General features: G+C 69.8%; 16 protein-coding genes. 9 read left to right on the plus strand and 7 right to left on the minus strand.

Annotated elements, in window-relative coordinates; all coding sequences use genetic code 11:
• Positions 1 to 132 precede the first annotated feature (132 nt).
• Genes CAL11_RS04485 through CAL11_RS04500 form a run of 4 tightly spaced genes read left to right on the plus strand, consistent with a single transcriptional unit; the run spans position 133 to position 3910 of the window.
• Entirely contained in the window at positions 133 to 963 is an 831-nt protein-coding gene (locus tag CAL11_RS04485; RefSeq protein WP_015064993.1) for an FAS1-like dehydratase domain-containing protein, read from the plus strand.
• Positions 960 to 2156: a CaiB/BaiF CoA transferase family protein gene (locus CAL11_RS04490; RefSeq protein WP_086092270.1), complete on the plus strand. Its 1197-nt coding sequence runs from the start codon at positions 960 to 962 to the stop codon at positions 2154 to 2156. Before CAL11_RS04485 ends, CAL11_RS04490 begins: the two co-directional genes overlap by 4 nt.
• On the plus strand, positions 2153 to 2992 hold the full coding sequence (locus CAL11_RS04495; protein WP_015064995.1) for an HpcH/HpaI aldolase/citrate lyase family protein: 840 nt from the start codon (positions 2153 to 2155) through the stop codon (positions 2990 to 2992). Before CAL11_RS04490 ends, CAL11_RS04495 begins: the two co-directional genes overlap by 4 nt.
• A 3-nt stretch (positions 2993 to 2995) precedes the next feature.
• Entirely contained in the window at positions 2996 to 3910 is a 915-nt protein-coding gene (locus tag CAL11_RS04500) for a sugar kinase (protein ID WP_086092271.1), read from the plus strand.
• Positions 3911 to 3922: 12 nt separating this feature from the next.
• Here CAL11_RS04500 and CAL11_RS04505 read toward each other — a convergent pair whose 3' ends face one another.
• The 5 genes from CAL11_RS04505 to CAL11_RS04525 are packed head-to-tail and all read right to left on the minus strand — an operon-like array spanning position 3923 to position 8330.
• Positions 3923 to 4909 (minus strand): tripartite tricarboxylate transporter substrate binding protein, encoded by a 987-nt coding sequence (locus CAL11_RS04505; RefSeq protein ID WP_086092272.1) that lies wholly within the window; start codon positions 4907 to 4909, stop codon positions 3923 to 3925.
• Positions 4910 to 4943: 34 nt separating this feature from the next.
• Positions 4944 to 5744, minus strand: coding sequence for an SDR family NAD(P)-dependent oxidoreductase (locus CAL11_RS04510; RefSeq protein ID WP_086092273.1), 801 nt, complete (start codon positions 5742 to 5744; stop codon positions 4944 to 4946).
• A complete protein-coding gene (locus CAL11_RS04515) occupies positions 5741 to 6655 on the minus strand; it encodes an NAD(P)-dependent oxidoreductase (RefSeq protein ID WP_086092274.1) in 915 nt (304 codons plus the stop codon). The genes CAL11_RS04510 and CAL11_RS04515 overlap by 4 nt, the downstream gene beginning before the upstream one ends.
• Before the next feature lie 53 nt (positions 6656 to 6708).
• Positions 6709 to 7506 carry an SDR family oxidoreductase gene (locus CAL11_RS04520; protein WP_086092275.1) on the minus strand — a complete coding sequence of 266 codons (798 nt, stop codon included), beginning with the start codon at positions 7504 to 7506 and terminating at the stop codon, positions 6709 to 6711.
• The gene (locus tag CAL11_RS04525) at positions 7503 to 8330 is read right to left on the minus strand and encodes an N-acyl homoserine lactonase family protein (protein WP_086092276.1); all 828 of its coding nucleotides are present in this window, start codon (positions 8328 to 8330) and stop codon (positions 7503 to 7505) included. Before CAL11_RS04525 ends, CAL11_RS04520 begins: the two co-directional genes overlap by 4 nt.
• 127 nt (positions 8331 to 8457) lie before the next feature.
• On the opposite strand from CAL11_RS04525, the gene CAL11_RS04530 reads away from it, so the two are divergent.
• Complete coding sequence (locus CAL11_RS04530) at positions 8458 to 8868, plus strand: carboxymuconolactone decarboxylase family protein (RefSeq protein ID WP_033465621.1); 411 nt, start codon at positions 8458 to 8460, stop codon at positions 8866 to 8868.
• A gap of 54 nt (positions 8869 to 8922) precedes the next feature.
• Complete coding sequence (yihU, locus tag CAL11_RS04535; RefSeq protein ID WP_015065003.1) at positions 8923 to 9873, plus strand: sulfolactaldehyde 3-reductase; 951 nt, start codon at positions 8923 to 8925, stop codon at positions 9871 to 9873.
• Positions 9874 to 9889: 16 nt separating this feature from the next.
• Here the strand turns inward: yihU and CAL11_RS04540 are convergent, their stop codons facing one another.
• A complete protein-coding gene (locus CAL11_RS04540; protein ID WP_015065004.1) occupies positions 9890 to 10633 on the minus strand; it encodes a GntR family transcriptional regulator in 744 nt (247 codons plus the stop codon).
• Positions 10634 to 10676: 43 nt separating this feature from the next.
• Positions 10677 to 11720 (minus strand): TRAP transporter substrate-binding protein, encoded by a 1044-nt coding sequence (locus CAL11_RS04545; RefSeq protein WP_086092277.1) that lies wholly within the window; start codon positions 11718 to 11720, stop codon positions 10677 to 10679.
• Between the two features lie 170 nt (positions 11721 to 11890).
• Between CAL11_RS04545 and CAL11_RS04550 the strand changes: the two genes are divergently transcribed.
• Genes CAL11_RS04550 through CAL11_RS04560 form a run of 3 tightly spaced genes read left to right on the plus strand, consistent with a single transcriptional unit; the run spans position 11891 to position 16367 of the window.
• Positions 11891 to 13993 (plus strand): TRAP transporter large permease subunit, encoded by a 2103-nt coding sequence (locus tag CAL11_RS04550; protein WP_086092278.1) that lies wholly within the window; start codon positions 11891 to 11893, stop codon positions 13991 to 13993.
• Entirely contained in the window at positions 13990 to 15384 is a 1395-nt protein-coding gene (locus tag CAL11_RS04555) for an MmgE/PrpD family protein (RefSeq protein WP_086092279.1), read from the plus strand. The genes CAL11_RS04550 and CAL11_RS04555 overlap by 4 nt, the downstream gene beginning before the upstream one ends.
• Before the next feature lie 26 nt (positions 15385 to 15410).
• On the plus strand, positions 15411 to 16367 hold the full coding sequence (locus CAL11_RS04560) for a tripartite tricarboxylate transporter substrate binding protein (RefSeq protein ID WP_015065008.1): 957 nt from the start codon (positions 15411 to 15413) through the stop codon (positions 16365 to 16367).
• Positions 16368 to 16383 lie beyond the last annotated feature (16 nt).

Genomic DNA, 16383 nt, shown 5'->3' on the forward strand with positions numbered 1-16383 from the left:
CCGTCCCCCGTGCGGGGACGGGCACCCATGTAGGTGTATTCGTTTTTTGAAGGCGGCCTACCGGAAAAACGAATTGCGCGGGGGCGGTGGGGCGGGCATGCTGGCGGATTCGATGCAACGAGGATCGCCGAGATGACCGCTACTTCCCTCACCGCCTGGATAGGCAGCTCCGAACGCGTGCAGGATTCCCTGGATCCGGTAGCCGTGGGCCGCGTGGCCGCGACGCTGGGAGAGCCGGCGCCTGGCGCCGGGCAGCCGCTGCCGCCGCTGTGGCAGTGGGCGTTTTTCATCAGTACGGTGGGTCTGGACGGCCTGGGCCGCGACGGGCATCCGGCGCGCGGCGGCTTCCTGCCGCCGGCCGATGACCGCAACCGCATGTGGGCCGGCGGCCGGGTCGAGTTCCGCCAGCCGCTGCGCGTGGGCGTGCCGGCCGAGCGTCTGTCCACGGTCGCCGGTATCCAGGAGAAGACCGGCCGCACCGGCGCGCTGCTGTTCGTCACCGTGCGCCACGAATACCGCCAGGAGGGCGAGCTGGCGATCCTGGAAGAGCAGGACATCGTCTACCGCCAGCCCAGTCCGCCCAAGCTGGCCGGCACCGAGCCCGCGCCGGCGGCGCAGTGGCGCGAAACCGTGACGCCCTCGGAAGTGCTGCTGTTCCGCTACTCCGCCGTCACCTTCAATGGCCACCGCATCCACTACGACCACCCCTATGTCACCGGCGTCGAGGGCTATCCCGGACTGGTGGTGCACGGGCCGATGATCGCGACCATGATGGTCGCGGCGTTCCGCCGCGCCCACCCCGGGGCGCGCCTGGATCATCTGGCCTATCGCGGCCTGCGGCCGCTGATCGCGCCGCGCCCGTTCGAGGTGGCCGGCGCCGTGGCCGAGCCGGGCCTGGCGCGCCTGTGGGCGCAGCAGGACGACACGCTGGCCCACCAGGGCGAGCTGAGGTTCACGGCATGAGCGCCGCGCCCGCCATCCGCCCGCTCGACGGCATCACCGTCGTCAGCCTGGAGCACGCAATCGCCGCGCCGTTCTGCACCCGCCAGCTGGCCGACATGGGCGCGCGCGTCATCAAGATCGAGCGGCCCGGCAGCGGCGACTTCGCGCGCGGCTACGACGAGCGCGTGCGCGGCCTGTCGTCGCATTTCGTGTGGACCAACCGTTCCAAGGAAAGCCTGACCCTCGACCTCAAGCGGCCCGGCGCCGACGAGGTGCTGGAGCGCCTGCTGGCTTCGGCCGACGTACTGGTGCAGAACCTCGCGCCGGGCGCGGCCGCCCGGTTGGGGCTGTCGTTCGAGCAGCTGCATGCGCGCTTCAGTCGCCTGATCGTCTGCGACATCTCCGGCTACGGGCAAGGCGGGCCATACCAGGACAAGAAGGCGTACGACCTGCTGATCCAGAGCGAGAGCGGCTTCGTGTCGGTCACCGGCACGCCGGACGAGCCTGTCAAGGCCGGCTGCTCCATCTCCGACATCGCCGCCGGCATGTACGCCTATTCGGGCATTCTCAATGCCTTGCTGCTGCGCGGCAAGACCGGCCTCGGCAGCCGCATCGACGTCTCCATGCTGGAGAGCACGGTCGAGTGGATGGGCTATCCGATGTATTACGCCTTCGACGACGCGGCGCCGCCGCCGCGCGCCGGCGCCGCGCACGCCACCATTTACCCCTATGGCCCGTTTCCGGTGGGCGACGGCGCCACCATCATGCTTGGCCTGCAGAACGAGCGCGAATGGCGCGCGTTCTGCGAGCGCGTGCTGCGCCAGCCCGAGCTGGCCGACGACGAGCGCTACGCCAGCAACTCCCGCCGCGCGGCCAATCGCGACGCGCTGCGCGCCCTGATCGTGGCGGCTTTCGCGCGCCTGGACATCGGCGAGGTGACGGCGCGGCTGGAGCAGGCCCAGATCGCCAATGCGCGCGTCAACCAGATGCGCGACGTCTGGAAGCACCCCCAATTGCAGGCGCGCCAGCGCTGGCGCGAGGTGGACAGCCCGGCCGGCATGCTGCCGGCGCTGTTGCCGCCGGCCACCAGCAACGCGTTCGCCGCGCGCATGGACGCCGTGCCGGCGGTGGGCGAAAACACCGCCGCGGTGCTAGCATCGTTGGGATACGCGCCCGATGAGGTGGCGCGCCTGCGTGCAGCCGAGGTGGTGTGATGCAAACTGTCGTGCGTACTGCGTTGTTCGTGCCGGCCAGCCGGCCCGAACGTATTCCCAAGGCGCTGGCCAGCGGCGCCGATGCGGTGATCGTCGATCTCGAGGATGCGGTCGAGCACCTGGCCAAGGACAGCGCGCGCGAAGCGCTGTGCGACTTCCTGGGTACGCATCCCGACGCGCGCCTGTGGGTGCGCATCAACGATGCTTCCACGGCCTGGCACGATGACGACCTGAAGGCCTGCCTCGGGCGGCCCGGCGTGCGGGGCATCCTGCTGCCCAAGGCCGAGAGCCTGATGCAGGTGCGGCATGCGGCGCAAAGCGGCATCCCCATCGTGCCCATCATCGAGACGGCGCGCGGCGTGCTCAACGCGGCCGAAGTGGCGGGCACGCCCGGTGTGGCGCGGCTGGCGTTCGGCAGCCTGGACTACGCGCTGGACCTCGGCCTGACGCCCGACACCGAGGCGGCCGGCGTGGTACTGGACCAGGCCCGCGTGCAGGTGCTGCTGCACAGCCGCGCGGCCGGTCTGGCGCAGCCGCTCGACGGCGTGCATCCGGGCGTCCAGGACACGGCCGGCCTGCGGGCGGCCGCCACGCGGGCGCGCGACATGGGCTTTGCCGGCATGCTGTGCATCCATCCGACCCAGGTCCCGATCGTGCACGAGGCGTTGCTGCCGCCCCTGGCCGAGCTCGACTGGGCGCGCCGCGTGGTGGCGGCGCACCGCGACAGCGGCGCGGGCACCTTCATGCTCGACGGCAGGATGGTGGACGCGCCGGTGATCGCTCGGGCGCGCCAGTTGCTGGCGCGAGCCGGCGAGCCGGCCGGCCCGGACGCCTGAGCCATGGCCGCGCCGGGCCCCGCGCCGGCGGCGCTGTTCGTCGGCCATGCCTATATCGACGTGACCTTGCTGGCCGATGAATGGCCCAGCGGCGACGAAAAGCGCGTGGCGCGCGATTACGCGGTGTCGTTCGGCGGCAATGCCGTCACCGCGGCGTTCGCCTGCGCGCGCCTGGGCCTGGCCCCCGACCTGATCTGTCCGCAGGCGCCCGACTGGCTGGGCCACATGTTCGCCGACATGGCGGCCAGCCATGGCGTGCGCGTCCATCCCCGGCCGGTGCGGCGTTCGTCGCTGTCGTTCATCATGCCGCGCGACGGCAAGCGCGCCATCCTGCGGGCGCGCGATACCGATTACCTGCAATCGTTCCCGCTGCTCGAAGTGGGCGGATACCGTGTCCTGCACCTGGATGGGCACCAGCCGGACGCCGCGCTGCACTACGCGCGCGCCTGCCGCGCCGCCGGCGTGCTGACCTCGCTGGATGGCGGCGGCCTGCGCAGCAACACCGCCGAACTCATGCGGCATATCGACGTGGCGGTATGCGCCGAGCGCCTGTGCGAACAGATGGGTCTGAGCGCCGAGGCATTGCTCGACTGGCTGCGCGATTGCGGCTGCCGCGTCGGCGCGGTCACCCAGGGCGAGCGCGGCATGCTGTGGTACGACGAGGCGGGTGCGGTGTCGCGCCTGCCGGCGCTGGACATTCCCGCCAGCGCGGTGGTGGACACCTCGGGCGCGGGCGACGTGTTTCACGGCGCCTATGTGTGGTCGTATGCGGCGCGGCCGCGGCTGCCATGGCGCGAGCACTTCCGCTTCGCGCGCGCGGCCGCGGCCTACAAGATCCAGCACCTGGGCAACGAGGCCGGGCTGCCGGGCCAGGACGATGTCGCCGCCGTGATGGCGCGCTGGCCCGAGAAGCCGTAGCACGGCGCCGGACTACTCCAGCTTGATGCCCGCGTCTTCGACCACCTTCTGCCATTTGTCGATTTCCGCGTTCAAGGCCTGGCCGAATGCCTGCGGCTCGCTGCCCACGGCTTCGATGCCGTCCTGGGCCAGGCGCGCCTTCAGCTGCGGGTCGGCGAGCACCTTGCCGATGGCTGTGTACAGCGTCTGGATGACGGGTTCCGGCGTGCCGCGCGGGGCCAGCACGGCATGCCAGGCCGAGGCTTCGTAGCCGGGTACCCCGGCTTCCTGCACCGTGGGCACGTCGGGAATCAGCGGCGAGCGCCGCGCGCCCGTGACGGCCAGCGCCTTGATGTTGCCTGCCTGTGCCTGCTTGGAGGCCGACGCGGCGTCGCCGAACGTCATGTCGACCACGCCGCCGACCACGTCCAGCAGCGCAGGGCCGGCGCCCTTGTACGGCACCGGGATGACGACGATGCCGGCCTGGCGCATGAAGAGCTCGACCGCCAGGTGCGCGGAACTGCCCTGGCCGGCGGTCGACAGCGTGAGCGTGCCGGGTTCGCGCTTGGCCAGTTCGATCAGTTCGCGCAGGTTGTTCGGCGCCAGGCCGTTCTTGACCGCCACGACATAGGGGTAGCTGGTCAGCTGCGTGACCGGCGCGAAGTCCTTGCGCGCGTCGTACGGCAGCTTGCCGTACACCGAGGGGTTGATGGCATTGGGGCCGCTCTGGCCCAGCAGCAGGGTATAGCCGTCGGCTTCGGCCTTGGCGACCGCGTCGGTGCCGATGATGCCGCCGGCGCCGCCGCGGTTGTCGATGATGAAGGGCTGGCCGAGCTGCTCGCTGACGCCCTTGAACACCAGGCGGGCGACGATGTCGGCGCCGCCGCCGGCGGCAAAGGGCACGATGACGCGCACGGGGCGCTCGGGGTAGGCCGCCCGGGCGGCGGCGGCAGGCAGCAGGGCCAGGCACAGCGCCAGCACGGGCGCGCGCCGCAGGGCTTTCAGGAATGAGCTGGACATCAGGGGTCTCCGTTGTCTTGGTATGGGAATGGGGTCAGGCGCCTTGGCTTTGCGGGGGCATGCCGCCGGCGTAGGTGCGATAGCTGATGCCGCCGGCCCAGCCGGCGTCCACCGGCAGCAGCACGCCGGTGATCAGGCGGGCCTGCGGCGAGCACAGGAAGGCGACGGCGTCGGCGATGTCCTCGGGCGTGGGCAGCGCGTCCAGCGCGTGCACCGACATCATCGAGGCAAGGTCGCGCTGGCCGGCGTCGATACGGGCCTGCAGCGCCGGCGTCATGACGTAGGTCGGCGCGACGCTGTTGACCCGCACGCCATGGCGGCCCAGCTCCTGGGCCAGCAATTCGGTCAGGCGCGCCAGCGCGGCCTTGCCCGGGTTGTAGGCGGGCAGGGGCAGGGCGTTGCGGCTGTTGATGGAGCCGAGCGTGACGATGTGGCCCGCGCCGCGCGCGCGCAGGATGCGCCCGAAGCTGCGGCAGGCATGCACCGTGCCGTGGTAGTTGACCCGCCACATGCGGTCATGCTCGGCGAGGTCCATGTCCAGCACCGATTCGGTATTGGGAATGAGCGCGGCGGACGTGACCAGCAGCGCGGCCTGGCCCAGTTCGGCCGAGACCGCGTCGGCGCAGGCCTGCACGGCCGCGGCGTCGGCCACGTCGCAGGCATAGAAGCGCGCCGGCGCGCCCAGGGCAGCGAGTTCGGCGGCCAGGGCCTGGCCCGCCTCGCGCGCCACGTCCAGGATGGCGACCGCCATCCCCTGGGCCGCGAAGCGGCGGGCGCAGGCGGCGCCGATGCCGCTTGCGCCGCCCGTGATGACGGCTACGCCGGCCGCGTTCATGCGGCGTCGGCGGCCTTGCCGCGCACCTGTACGCCCGCGTTGTCTTCGACGTAGCGGATGATTTCGGTCAGGTCGGCCTCGTTGCCGAACTTGTCGCGCGCGTCGTTGAGCAGGCGCCGGGCGGCGTCGCCGACCCGCAGCGGCACGCCCAGCTGCTCGCTTTCCTCCAGGCACAGGCGCACGTCCTTGGCGGACAGGCCGATGGCGAAGCCGAAGTCGAAGCTGCGGGTAAGCACGAAGCGGGGAATCTTGTCTTCCGAGGCGTTGGTGCGGCCCGAGCCCGAGTTGATGACCTGGAGCATGATGTCCGGATCCAGCCCGGCCTTCACGCCCATCACCATCAGTTCCGAGGTGATGCTCAGCGCCGTGACCGAAATCAGGTTGTTGATGACCTTCATGGTCTGCGCCATGCCGGCGCGCTCGCCGACGTAGACCGGCTTGCCGATCACGCCGAACATGTCGTGCAAGGCGTCGTAGCGGTCGCGCGGACCGGATACCATCAGCGCCAGCGTGCCGCGCTTGGCGCCCGTGACGCCGCCGCTGACCGGGCAGTCGATGCTGGCGATGTCTTGCGCCGCCAGGCCGTCGGCCAGGGTGCGCGCGGCCTGCGAGCCGCTGGTGGACAGGTCGATGACCGTGCGCACCGCGCTGCCGCGGGCCAGGCCGTTCTCGCCCAGCGCCACCGCGAGCACGATATCCGGGGTGGGCAGGGATACCAGCACGGTCTCGGCGCGGTCGGCCACCGCCTTGGGCGAGTCGGCGATATGGGCGCCCTTGGCGGCCAGCGCCTGCAGCGCGGGGGCTTGCGTGTCGTAGACCGTCAGGGTGTAGCCGGCTTCGAGCAGGCGTTCGGCGATGGGGGTGCCCATGCGGCCGATACCTACGAAACCAAGATGCTTTTCCGTCGTCATGATGTGTCTCGCTGTGGTGTGAGTGGAGAGTGGGAAGTGAAAGAGGGGCGAGCCTAGGCCGCGGTCCAGCCGCCGTCGATGGGCAGGGTGGCGCCCGTGATGTCGCGTCCGGCGTCGCTGCACAGGAAGGCGACCAGGGCCGCCACGTTTTCCATGGCGACGAAGCGGCCGGTGGGCTGGCGCGCCGCCAGGTATTCGCGTTCGGCCTGTTCCTGCGCGACGCCGTCGCGCCGCGCGATGTCGGCGATGCGGCCGACGATGGCCGGGGTGGGCGCGGTGCCCGGCGAGACCGCGTTGCACGTGACGCCGCTGGCGGCGGTCTCCACGGCCAGCGCCCGCGTCAGGCCCAGCAGGGCGGTCTTGGTGGTGACATAGCCGACCCGGTTGGCCGCGGCCGCGGCGCCATAGACCGACGAAAGATTGATGATGCGGCCCCAGCCCTGCGCCAGCATGCCCGGCAGCGCCAGGCGGGCGAGGTGGAAGGCCGCCGACAGGTTGACGGCCAGCGACTCGTCCCAGTGGGCGCGCGGCAGTTCATGGGCCGGCTCGAAATGGCGCACCACGGCGTTGTTGACCAGGATGTCCAGGCGCGGCATCTCGGCCAGCGCCTGGGCCGCCATGGCCTCGATCTGGTCCACGTCGCGCAGGTCGGCCTGCAGCAGCAGCACGCGCACGCCGTGCTCGCGCGCCAGGGCGGCTTGCGCCTGGCGGGCGGCGTCGCCGGCCTGCAGGCAGTGCATCACGATGTCGGCGCCGGAACGGGCCAGCGTATCGGCGATGGCCAGCCCCAGTCCGGCCTCGGCGCCGGTGATCAGGGCGCAGCGTCCGTGCAGCGGGCGGGCCGGGTTCATGCCGCCTCCGGCACGAGGTCGTCGGGCGTGGGGGCGACGTCCAGCCGCACCACCTTGCCTTGCAGCTCGGGCGAGGGGGCGGGATAGCGCTGCATCACCTGCGGATCGTGGCCCGGCACGATATGGGCCTCGGAGTCAGCCAGCCGCCTGACGGTGCGGTAGCCCTCCAGCATGTCGCCCACGTGGTAGACCGCCGGGAAGGGCGCCTCGTGGCCGATATTGCCGTACAGATGGCTGGCATCGGAAGCCAGCACGACCCAGCCGCGCTGCGTCCAGACGCGCACGATCTGCAGGCCGCCGGTGTGGCCGCCGACCAGGTGCAGCGAAAGGCCGGGCGCCAGGTCGGTCTGGCCGTTGTGAAAATTGACCCGGCCGGCATAGACCTTGCGCACGAACCCAACCACGTCCTCGACGTCGTACGGATGGCGCAACGGCCCATGGCACATGCAGCGCCCGGTGGCGTAGGCCGGCTCGGCGTCCTGCACGTGGAAGGTGGCGGCGGGGAAGTCGCCCAGCGTGCCCGCGTGGTCGTAGTGCAGATGGGTGAGGATCACGTCGCGCACCTGCGCCGCGTCGATGCCGATGAGGGCGAGACCCTGCGCCGGGCGCATCAGCAGCTCGCGGCCGCGCTGGCGCGCCGCGTCTTCGGCGAAGCCGGTGTCCACCACATAGACCTCGTCGCCGCGGCGCAGGGCCCAGACGTAGTAATCGAGATCGGATTCGGCATCGTGGAAATCCACCTTGCCCAGATAGTTGTCGGCCGCGATCCGGCCGCTATGGCGCGCGTAGCGGATGGCGTACACGTCAAAAGGCGCACAGTTCAAGGTGTCTCCTCCAGGCTGGATGACGTTCGGGATCTTATAAATACAATAGGATTGTATTATAGTAGTACGATGTGCGGTAGCAAGTGGATGTTCCAACGCGCCGCTTTTTACTCAATGGAGACACACCATGGCATTACGGCCTGAGTTTCAAACCGAGCAGTTCCAAAAAGGCCTGGCAGTTCGCCGCGCGGTGGTCGGCGACGCGTATGTGGACAAATCGCTCAATAGTGCCGATGACCTCACGGCTTCCCTGCAGAAGCTGGTCACCGAATATTGCTGGGGCGAAGTCTGGACGCGTCCCGGCCTGGAGCGCAAGACCCGCAGCTTCCTGAACCTGGCCATGCTGATCGCTTTGAACCGGCCCAACGAGCTGCGCCTGCACCTGCGCGGCGCGATCAACAACGGCGTGACCAAGGAGGAAATCGTCGAGGTCGTGCTGCAGGCGGCCATCTACTGTGGCGTGCCCGCCGCGCTGGACGCCATGAAGGCGGTGCGCGAAGTGGTGGATACGATGGAAAAGGAAGGGGCCTTCGCCTGACGCGTCGGGGAAGACGGGCCAGCGCCTGGACGCGCTGGCCGACAAGGAGACATCATGGAAAAACACAAGATCGCATTTCTCGGCCTGGGCGCGATGGGCCTGCCCATGGCCTGCAACCTGGTCAAGGGCGGCCACGCCGTCACCGGCTATGACCTGAATCCGCAAGCGCTGGACGCCCTGGCGCAGGCCGGCGGCCAGCGCGCCGCCAGCGCGCGCGAGGCGGCGGCCGGCGCCGGCCTGGTCATCGCCATGCTGCCGACCGCGGCGCATATCCAGGCCGCGCTCGAAGGCGCGGACGGCGCCCTGCAGGGCATGGACCCGGGCGCGCTCTTCATCAACATGTCCACCATCCTGCCCCAGGAGACGGACCTGATCGCGCAGCGCCTGGCCGAGCGCGGCCTGCGCATGCTGGATTCGCCGGTAGGCCGCTCCGCCATGGAGGCGCAGCGCGGCACGCTGCTGATCCTCGCCAGCGGCAGCGCGCAGGACAAGGCGCGCGCCCGCGATGCGCTGCTGTGCATGGGCAACCAGGTCATCGATTGCGGCGAAGTGGGCGGCGGCTCGCGCGTGAAGGTGGTCAACAACTTCATGGGCATTTCGCTCAATGCCCTGACGGCCGAGGCGCTGACCCTGGCCGAGGCCAGCGGCCTGAGCGTCGAGCTGGCCCTGGAGGTCATGCGCGGCACCATCGCCGGTCTGGGGCACATGAACATCACCTATCCCAACAAGGTGCTGCGCGGCGATCTGTCGGCGGGCTTCCAGGTCGACCTGGCGCACAAGGACCTGGGCCTGGCGCTCGAGCTGGCGGCGCGCAGCCGGGCCTGCGTGCCGATGGGCAGCGCGGCATTCCAGTCCTATACGGCGGCGCGTGCGCAGGGCCGTGGCGGCCAGGATTACAGCGCGATCTACCCGGTCATGCGCAGCCTGTCGGGATTGCCCGAGGCGCTGCCCTACCAGGTGGATACGCCGGTCGAGGCCGATCCGTTCGGGGCGGCGGCGCGCTGAGCGCGCCGCGCGGGGCTTACTCGGCCGGCGCGGCAGCGTCGGCCAGCGAGTCCTGCAGTATGGCGATGGCCACGCTGGCGGCATTGCGCACGTGCAGGCTGCCCGCCTTGCGGGCGGCCTTGCCGTCGCGCGCCACCAGGGCCTGCAGCAGGTTCGACAGTTCGGCCACGCTGTGCTTGGCGCGGCCCGGCGCCTGCATCGAGGTGGAACGCAGCAGCATGACGCGCGAGTTGAGCAGGCGCAAGGTGGTGGTCAGCGCCTCGTTGCCGGCCCCGTCGAGCAGTTGCTGGTAGAACGCGTTCTTGGCGGCGATCTGCTCCAGCGGCGTGCCGCGCGTGAGGGCGCGCTTGAGCGCCTGGAAGGCTTCCTGCAGGGCGGCGAGCTGGGCGTCGCTGGCGTGTTCGGCGAACAGCTGGCAGGCCAGGCCTTCCAGTTCTTCGCGCACCTGGTAGATGCCGCGCGCCTGTTCGGGCAACAGTCGTTCGACCACGGGGCCGCGGTGCGGAATGACGACGATCAGGCCTTCGGATTCGAGCTGGCGCAGCGCTTCGCGCACCAGGGTGCGGCTGACGCCGGTCATTTCGCAGAGTTCGCGTTCGGGCAGGCGTTCGCCGGGGCGGAACCGGCCCACCAGGATGGCGTTGCGGATGCTCTCGGTCACGCTGTGGCGCAGTACGGAAGCGACACGCTGGACCTTGAATTCACCTTCTGGCGCTGCGGGAGATGTCATGCGGTTCGGATTGCAAAATGGGAAAGGCATCCGGTGCGCGCAAGCGCACCGGACACCATTGGACGGCCTGCGATCAGTTCGAGGCGCTCTTGCCGAGCGTCGTGCGCACGCGATCGAGATAAGCCGGGCCATCGAACCCGACCTGCTTGGCGCGCTTGTTCCACGCCTCGTAGGAAGGACCGATATATTGCTGCTGCATTAGTTTAGCCCGTTCCTCCTCGGGGGCCACCCAGAACGTCACGCCCTTTTTCATCATCTCCTGCTGGGCATTGCCGACGAAGGTGTCGTAATTGCCAAAGGCTTCCTGCTGCAGGGCGTCCATCGCGCCCTGGACCTGCTTCTGCACCTCGGGGGGCAGCTTCTGCCAGCTGTCGGGGTTGACCAGGATGGCCCAGCCGTTGATCGGGCCGAGGCTCCAGTTCTGCACGTTCTTGGCGATGCGCCAGAATTCGAGCGAGCCGCCCACGCAGGTCGAGATGAACAGGCCGTCGATCACGCCGCGCTCGAGCGCCGGAAAGATTTCCGTGGTGGGCATGGCGACCGGCTTGCCGCCCAGCGCGTTGACGACTTCGGCGGTCTGCGGGTTGTGCACGCGCAGCCGCTTGCCCTTGAAGTCCTCGACCTTGTGGATGGGATCCTTGGAAAACAGCTGCTGGGTGCACCACGCGCCCTCGGCCAGGACGATGGCGTTCCACTTGTCCTTCCAGATCTTGCGGGTGTCCTCGCACCAGAAGGCGTCGCACACCTGCTTGTATTCCTGGATGTTGTTGATCAGGCCGGGCAGGTTGAAGATGCCCATGCGCGGCTCGTCGGCGGCCAGATAGGTGTGCAGGGCGGCGCTCATGTCCACGCGGCCTTCGCGCACGGCGGTGGCGATTTGCGCCGGCGGCACGAGCGAGTCGCTGACCGTGACCTTGACCTTGCCGTCCGTGGCCTTGGCCACCCGTTCGGGCACCGAGGCCGTAAGGATGGAGTAGCCGTCGCCGGGCGAGGTGATGACGGCCATGGTCAGGTCATAGGTCTGGGCGGCGGCGGCGCCGCTCCAGCTGGCCGTGCACAGGGCGGCCGCCGCCAGGGCGGCCTGGAATCCGCGTGGTAGCGGGAAATGTTGGGGCATGTTGCTCCTCCTGGGTTGGTGTTGCGGCGCGGTGCGCTGTTAAAATTTCAAGCATTCAATCATACAATATGCCTATAATACCGTCATAACATCATTCTGGGAGGAGCTTGCCGGCTCTCTCAGGGAAAACACCATCGCGCGGCCGCGCCGCGTGTGTCGAGGAGACAGCTATGAGCAGTATCGAGATGCCGGCGCCTGTCATGCCGATCGAGCCGGCGGAGCTGGCGGGCGCCTCCCCCTATCCCCTGGCGGCCGACCGGGACTTCTGCCTGATCCGCTGGATGGCGGGGATTTCGCGCGCCTCCGGCGCGCTGGCGACATTGGCGCTGCTGCTCATGGCCTTGTCCATGTGCTACGAGATCTTCTCGCGCTACCTCTTCAATTCGCCCACGGCATGGGCGACCGAGATTTCCGGCTATCTGCTCGTGGCGACGGTGTTCTTCGGCCTGGCGGCGGCGCAGGCGTCCAACTCGCATGTCCAGGTGGAGCTCTGGATCGACCGCCTGTCCGCGCCCGTGCGCCTGCGGGTGGAACTGCTGTGCCAGTGGCTGGCGCTGCTGTTCTGCGTGGTGCTGGGCTGGCAGATGGCCAGCTTCAACGTGCGCGAGTACCTCAACGACACGCGCGATTGGGGCCTGCTGTCCACGCCGCAGTGGATGCCCGAGCTGGCGGTGTCGGTGGGCATGGTGGTTTTCTGCATGTCCATCCTGGTGGACCTCTATCGCCTGAGCCCGCCTGCCCAGGCCTGGCGGCGCTGGCTGACGCCGGCGCTGCTGGCCTTGCTGGCGGCCGCCCTGGTGGCCCTGGGCGCCAATACGGTGCCGATGGCGGGCGGCGGACGTTTCGACTGGGGCATGGCCCTGATCGTCGCGGTCCTGCTGGTCTGCGCATGGGCCTGGAGCGGCGCGCGCACGCTGGCGCACGTCGTGCTGGTCGTCGGCGGCTGCGCCGTGCTGTATGGCCTGGCGCGCGGGCAGTCGCTGGGCTGGATCGCCGTCCTGCTGGTGGCCAGCATGATGCTGCTGCTGTTTCTCGGCGTGCGCATCGGGGTCGCGCTGGGCCTGGTGGGCCTGTTCGGCGTGTATTTCCTGCTGTCGCGCCCGCAGTTGTCGCTGCTGGCCGAGCGGGCCTGGAGCAGCACCAACACCTTCACGCTGACGGCCGTGCCGATGTTCATCTTCATGGGCGGGCTGCTGCTGCGCAGCGGCATTACCGCGGGCATGTTCGACGCACTGGTGCGCTGGTTCGGCCGCGCGCCCGGCGGCCTGGCGCACGCGTCGGCGGGCGCCTCGGCGGTGTTCGCGGCGGTGTCGGGCTCGAGCCTGGCCACGGCCGCCACGCTGGGCAAGGTGGCCTGCCCGGACATGATCGAGCGCGGCTACAGCCCCCGCCTGACCTACGGCGTGGCGGCGGCCGGCGCGACGCTGGGCATTCTCATCCCGCCCAGCATTCCGATGATCATCTACGGCACCACCGTGGGCGCGTCGGTCACCCATCTCTTTCTGGCCGGCATGTTGCCGGGCCTGCTGCTGATGGCCTGCTTCATGCTGGGCGCGCTGGTGTGGGCGCTGGCCGTGCCGGGCTCGGCGCCGGTGGCGCGCGCCTACACGCTGCGCGAGAAGCTGAGCGCGTCGCGCGGCATGGTGCCTTTCGTGGCGATCATCGGCGCGGTGCTCGGCTCGATGTATACGGGCGTGGCCACGCCGACCGAGGCCGCCGCCATCGGCGCCATCAGCGCCTTCGTGCTGTGCCTGGTGCGTCGCCAGTTGAGCTGGCGGGCGTTGTTCGAGATCGCGCACGACTCCGCCAAGGTGACGGCGCTGTTGCTGCTGATCGTCGTGGGCGCGGGCATCTTCAGCTGGGTGTTCGATTACCTGCGGTTGCCGCGCGAGGTGGTCAACCTGATCCAGGGCGCGGACCTGTCGCCGGCGCTGATCGTCGCCGCCATGGTGCTGGCCTATCTGGTGCTGGGCATGTTCGTCGAGTCCATCGCGATGATGCTGATGACCCTGCCGGTGACGTATCCCATCGCCATGTCGCTGGGCCTGGACCCGATCTGGTTCGGCGTATTCCTGGTGCTGATGATCGAGCTCGGGCTGATCACGCCGCCCGTGGGCATGGTTCTGTTCGTGTTGCGCAGCATGAACGAGAAGGCGCGTTTCACGGATATCATCCGCGGCGCCTTGCCCTTCGTGCTGATCATCCTGCTCTTCCTGTGCCTGATCTACATTTACCCGCAGATCGTGATGTGGCTTCCCCAACAAGTGAAATGACCATGAATCAAGCCGTTTCGCCGCTCGCCGGCACGCCCGCGGTCAGCGCCGAACTGGCGCGCTTTGCCGCCACCAGCCGCTGGGAGGATGTGCCGCAGGCCGTGCGCCACGAAGGCCGGCGCAGCCTGCTGAACTACTTCGCCGTGGCGCTGGCGGCGGCGCGCGATCCCGTGCTGGATACCGCCACGCGCACCTATGCCCGGTTCGCCTCGGACGCGCGGGCTTCGCTGGTCGGCCGGGCGCGGCGCCTGGACATGCTCAACGCCGCCGCGCTCAATGCCATGGCGGCGAATGTCTACGATTTCGACGACACGCATCACCCCACCATCATCCATCCCACGGCGCCGGTGGCGCCGGCCCTGTTCGCGCTGGCCGAAACCCGGCCGCTGAGCGGCGCGCAGCTGCTGCATGCGTTCGTGCTCGGCGTGGAGGCGACCTGCCGCATCGGCAACGCCATGTCGCCGGGACACTACGCGCGCGGCTGGCATATCACTTCGACCTGCGGCGTGTTCGGCGCCGCGCTGGGCACGGCGCGCTGCCTGGGGCTGCCGGGCGACGCCATGGTGGCGGCGCTGGGCTGCGCGGCGGTGCAGGCCGGCGGGCTGGTGGAGATGCTGGGCACCGCGGCCAAGAGTATCAGCGTGGGCAATGCGGCGCGCAATGGCCTGCTGTCGGCCCTGCTGGCGGCGGAGGGCTTGGACGGGCCGCCGCAACCGCTGGAGGGCCCGCGCGGCTATCTGCGCGTGGCCGCCGACGCGCCCGATATCGCTGCGGTCAGCGCCGGCCTGGGAGAACGCTGGGAGGTGCTGAACAACACGTACAAGCCCTATCCCTGCGGCGTGGTGCTCAACCCGGTGATCGACGCCTGCCTGGCGCTGGCGGCGGATCCCCGCATCGCCGGCGGCGGCTGGGCCGCCATCGAGCGCATCGAGCTGACCGGGCATCCGCTATTGAAACAGCGCACCGACCGGCCCGGCGTGGCCACCGGCCGGCAGTCGCAGGTCAGCGCCCAGCATGCCGTGGCCGTGGCCCTGGCGCGCGGCCGCGCCGGGTTGCCGGAGTTCTCGGACGAGGCGGTCGCCGACGCCGGGTTGCGGGCGCTGGGCGAGCGATTGGGTTTTCACGACGACGACAGCATGTCGGTCGACGCCGTGAAGGTGCGCATCGCGTTCCAGGACGGCACGCTGCTCGAGCGCGAGGTGCAGGCCGCGCGCGGCTCGCGGGCGCGGCCGCTGCAAGACGGCGAGATCGAGGAGAAACTGCGCGAACTGTGCCGCCACGGCGGCGCGCGCGTGGACGCGGACCGGCTGATCGAGGCGGTCTGGACATTGGATGAGGCAGGCGACGCCGCCGCCGTCATGCGACTGGCGGCGGAACAGCCGGCCGCCTGAATGCACGTGCAACATAGGAGACATACGTGAAGAAGCAAATCTGGGGAACGCTGCTGGCCGCGGCGATGGCGGTGGGAAGTTGCGCGGCGCATGCCGGCTACCCCGACAAGGCGGTGCGCATCGTGGTGCCGTTTGCCGCGGGCGGCGGCGTCGATGCGCTGGCGCGCCCCTTCGCCAAGGAACTGGGAGATATCCTGGGCCAGAGCGTGGTGGTCGAGAACAAGCCCAGCAACACCGGGCAGATCGGCGCCACCGACGTCGCGCGCGCCGCGGCCGACGGCTATACGCTGCTGCTGAGTTCGGCCGCCTTCGCCACGACGCCGGCCTTCTACCCGCAGGTGCCGTACGACCCGGTCAAGGATTTCTCGCCGGTCATGATCATGGCGGCGGCGCCCCAGGTGCTGGTGGCCAGCAACAAGTTCAAGGCGGCGTCGCTGCCGGACGTGCTGGCGCAGGCCAGGCAGTCGGACCGCATCAATTTCGCCCTGAGCGCCAGCACGGGCATCCAGGCGCTGGCCACCGCCATGCTCGCCGGGCAGGGCGGGGTGACGTTCATGACGATTCCCTACAAGGGCGCGGGCGCGGCCTTCATGGACCTGATCAGCGGTGAAGTGGACCTGATGATCGACAACCCGGCCTCGTCCCTGGTCCACGTGCGCTCGGGCAAGCTGCGCGTGCTGGCGACCACGGGGTCCAAGCGCATGGCCATCCTGCCGGACGTGCCGACCGTGGCCGAAACCCTGCCGGGCTTCGAGGCCCGCAACTGGTTCGTGCTGGCCGCGCCGCAAGGCACGCCGCCGGCGGTGATCCAGACGCTGAACGAGGCGTCCGCGCGCGCGCTGAACACGCCGGCCATGCGCCAGATGCTCGAGCGCGACGGTATCGACCTGGTGGCCGACAGCCCCGAGCACGCGGCGGCCTTCCTGAAGGACGAGATGGCCAAGTGGGGCAAGGTGGTCAAGGACGGCAATCTGCAGCCCTGAACAGGGCCGGGCCGCT

Source organism: Bordetella genomosp. 6 (assembly GCF_002119705.1).
Lineage (GTDB): Bacteria > Pseudomonadota > Gammaproteobacteria > Burkholderiales > Burkholderiaceae_B > Bordetella > Bordetella bronchiseptica_F.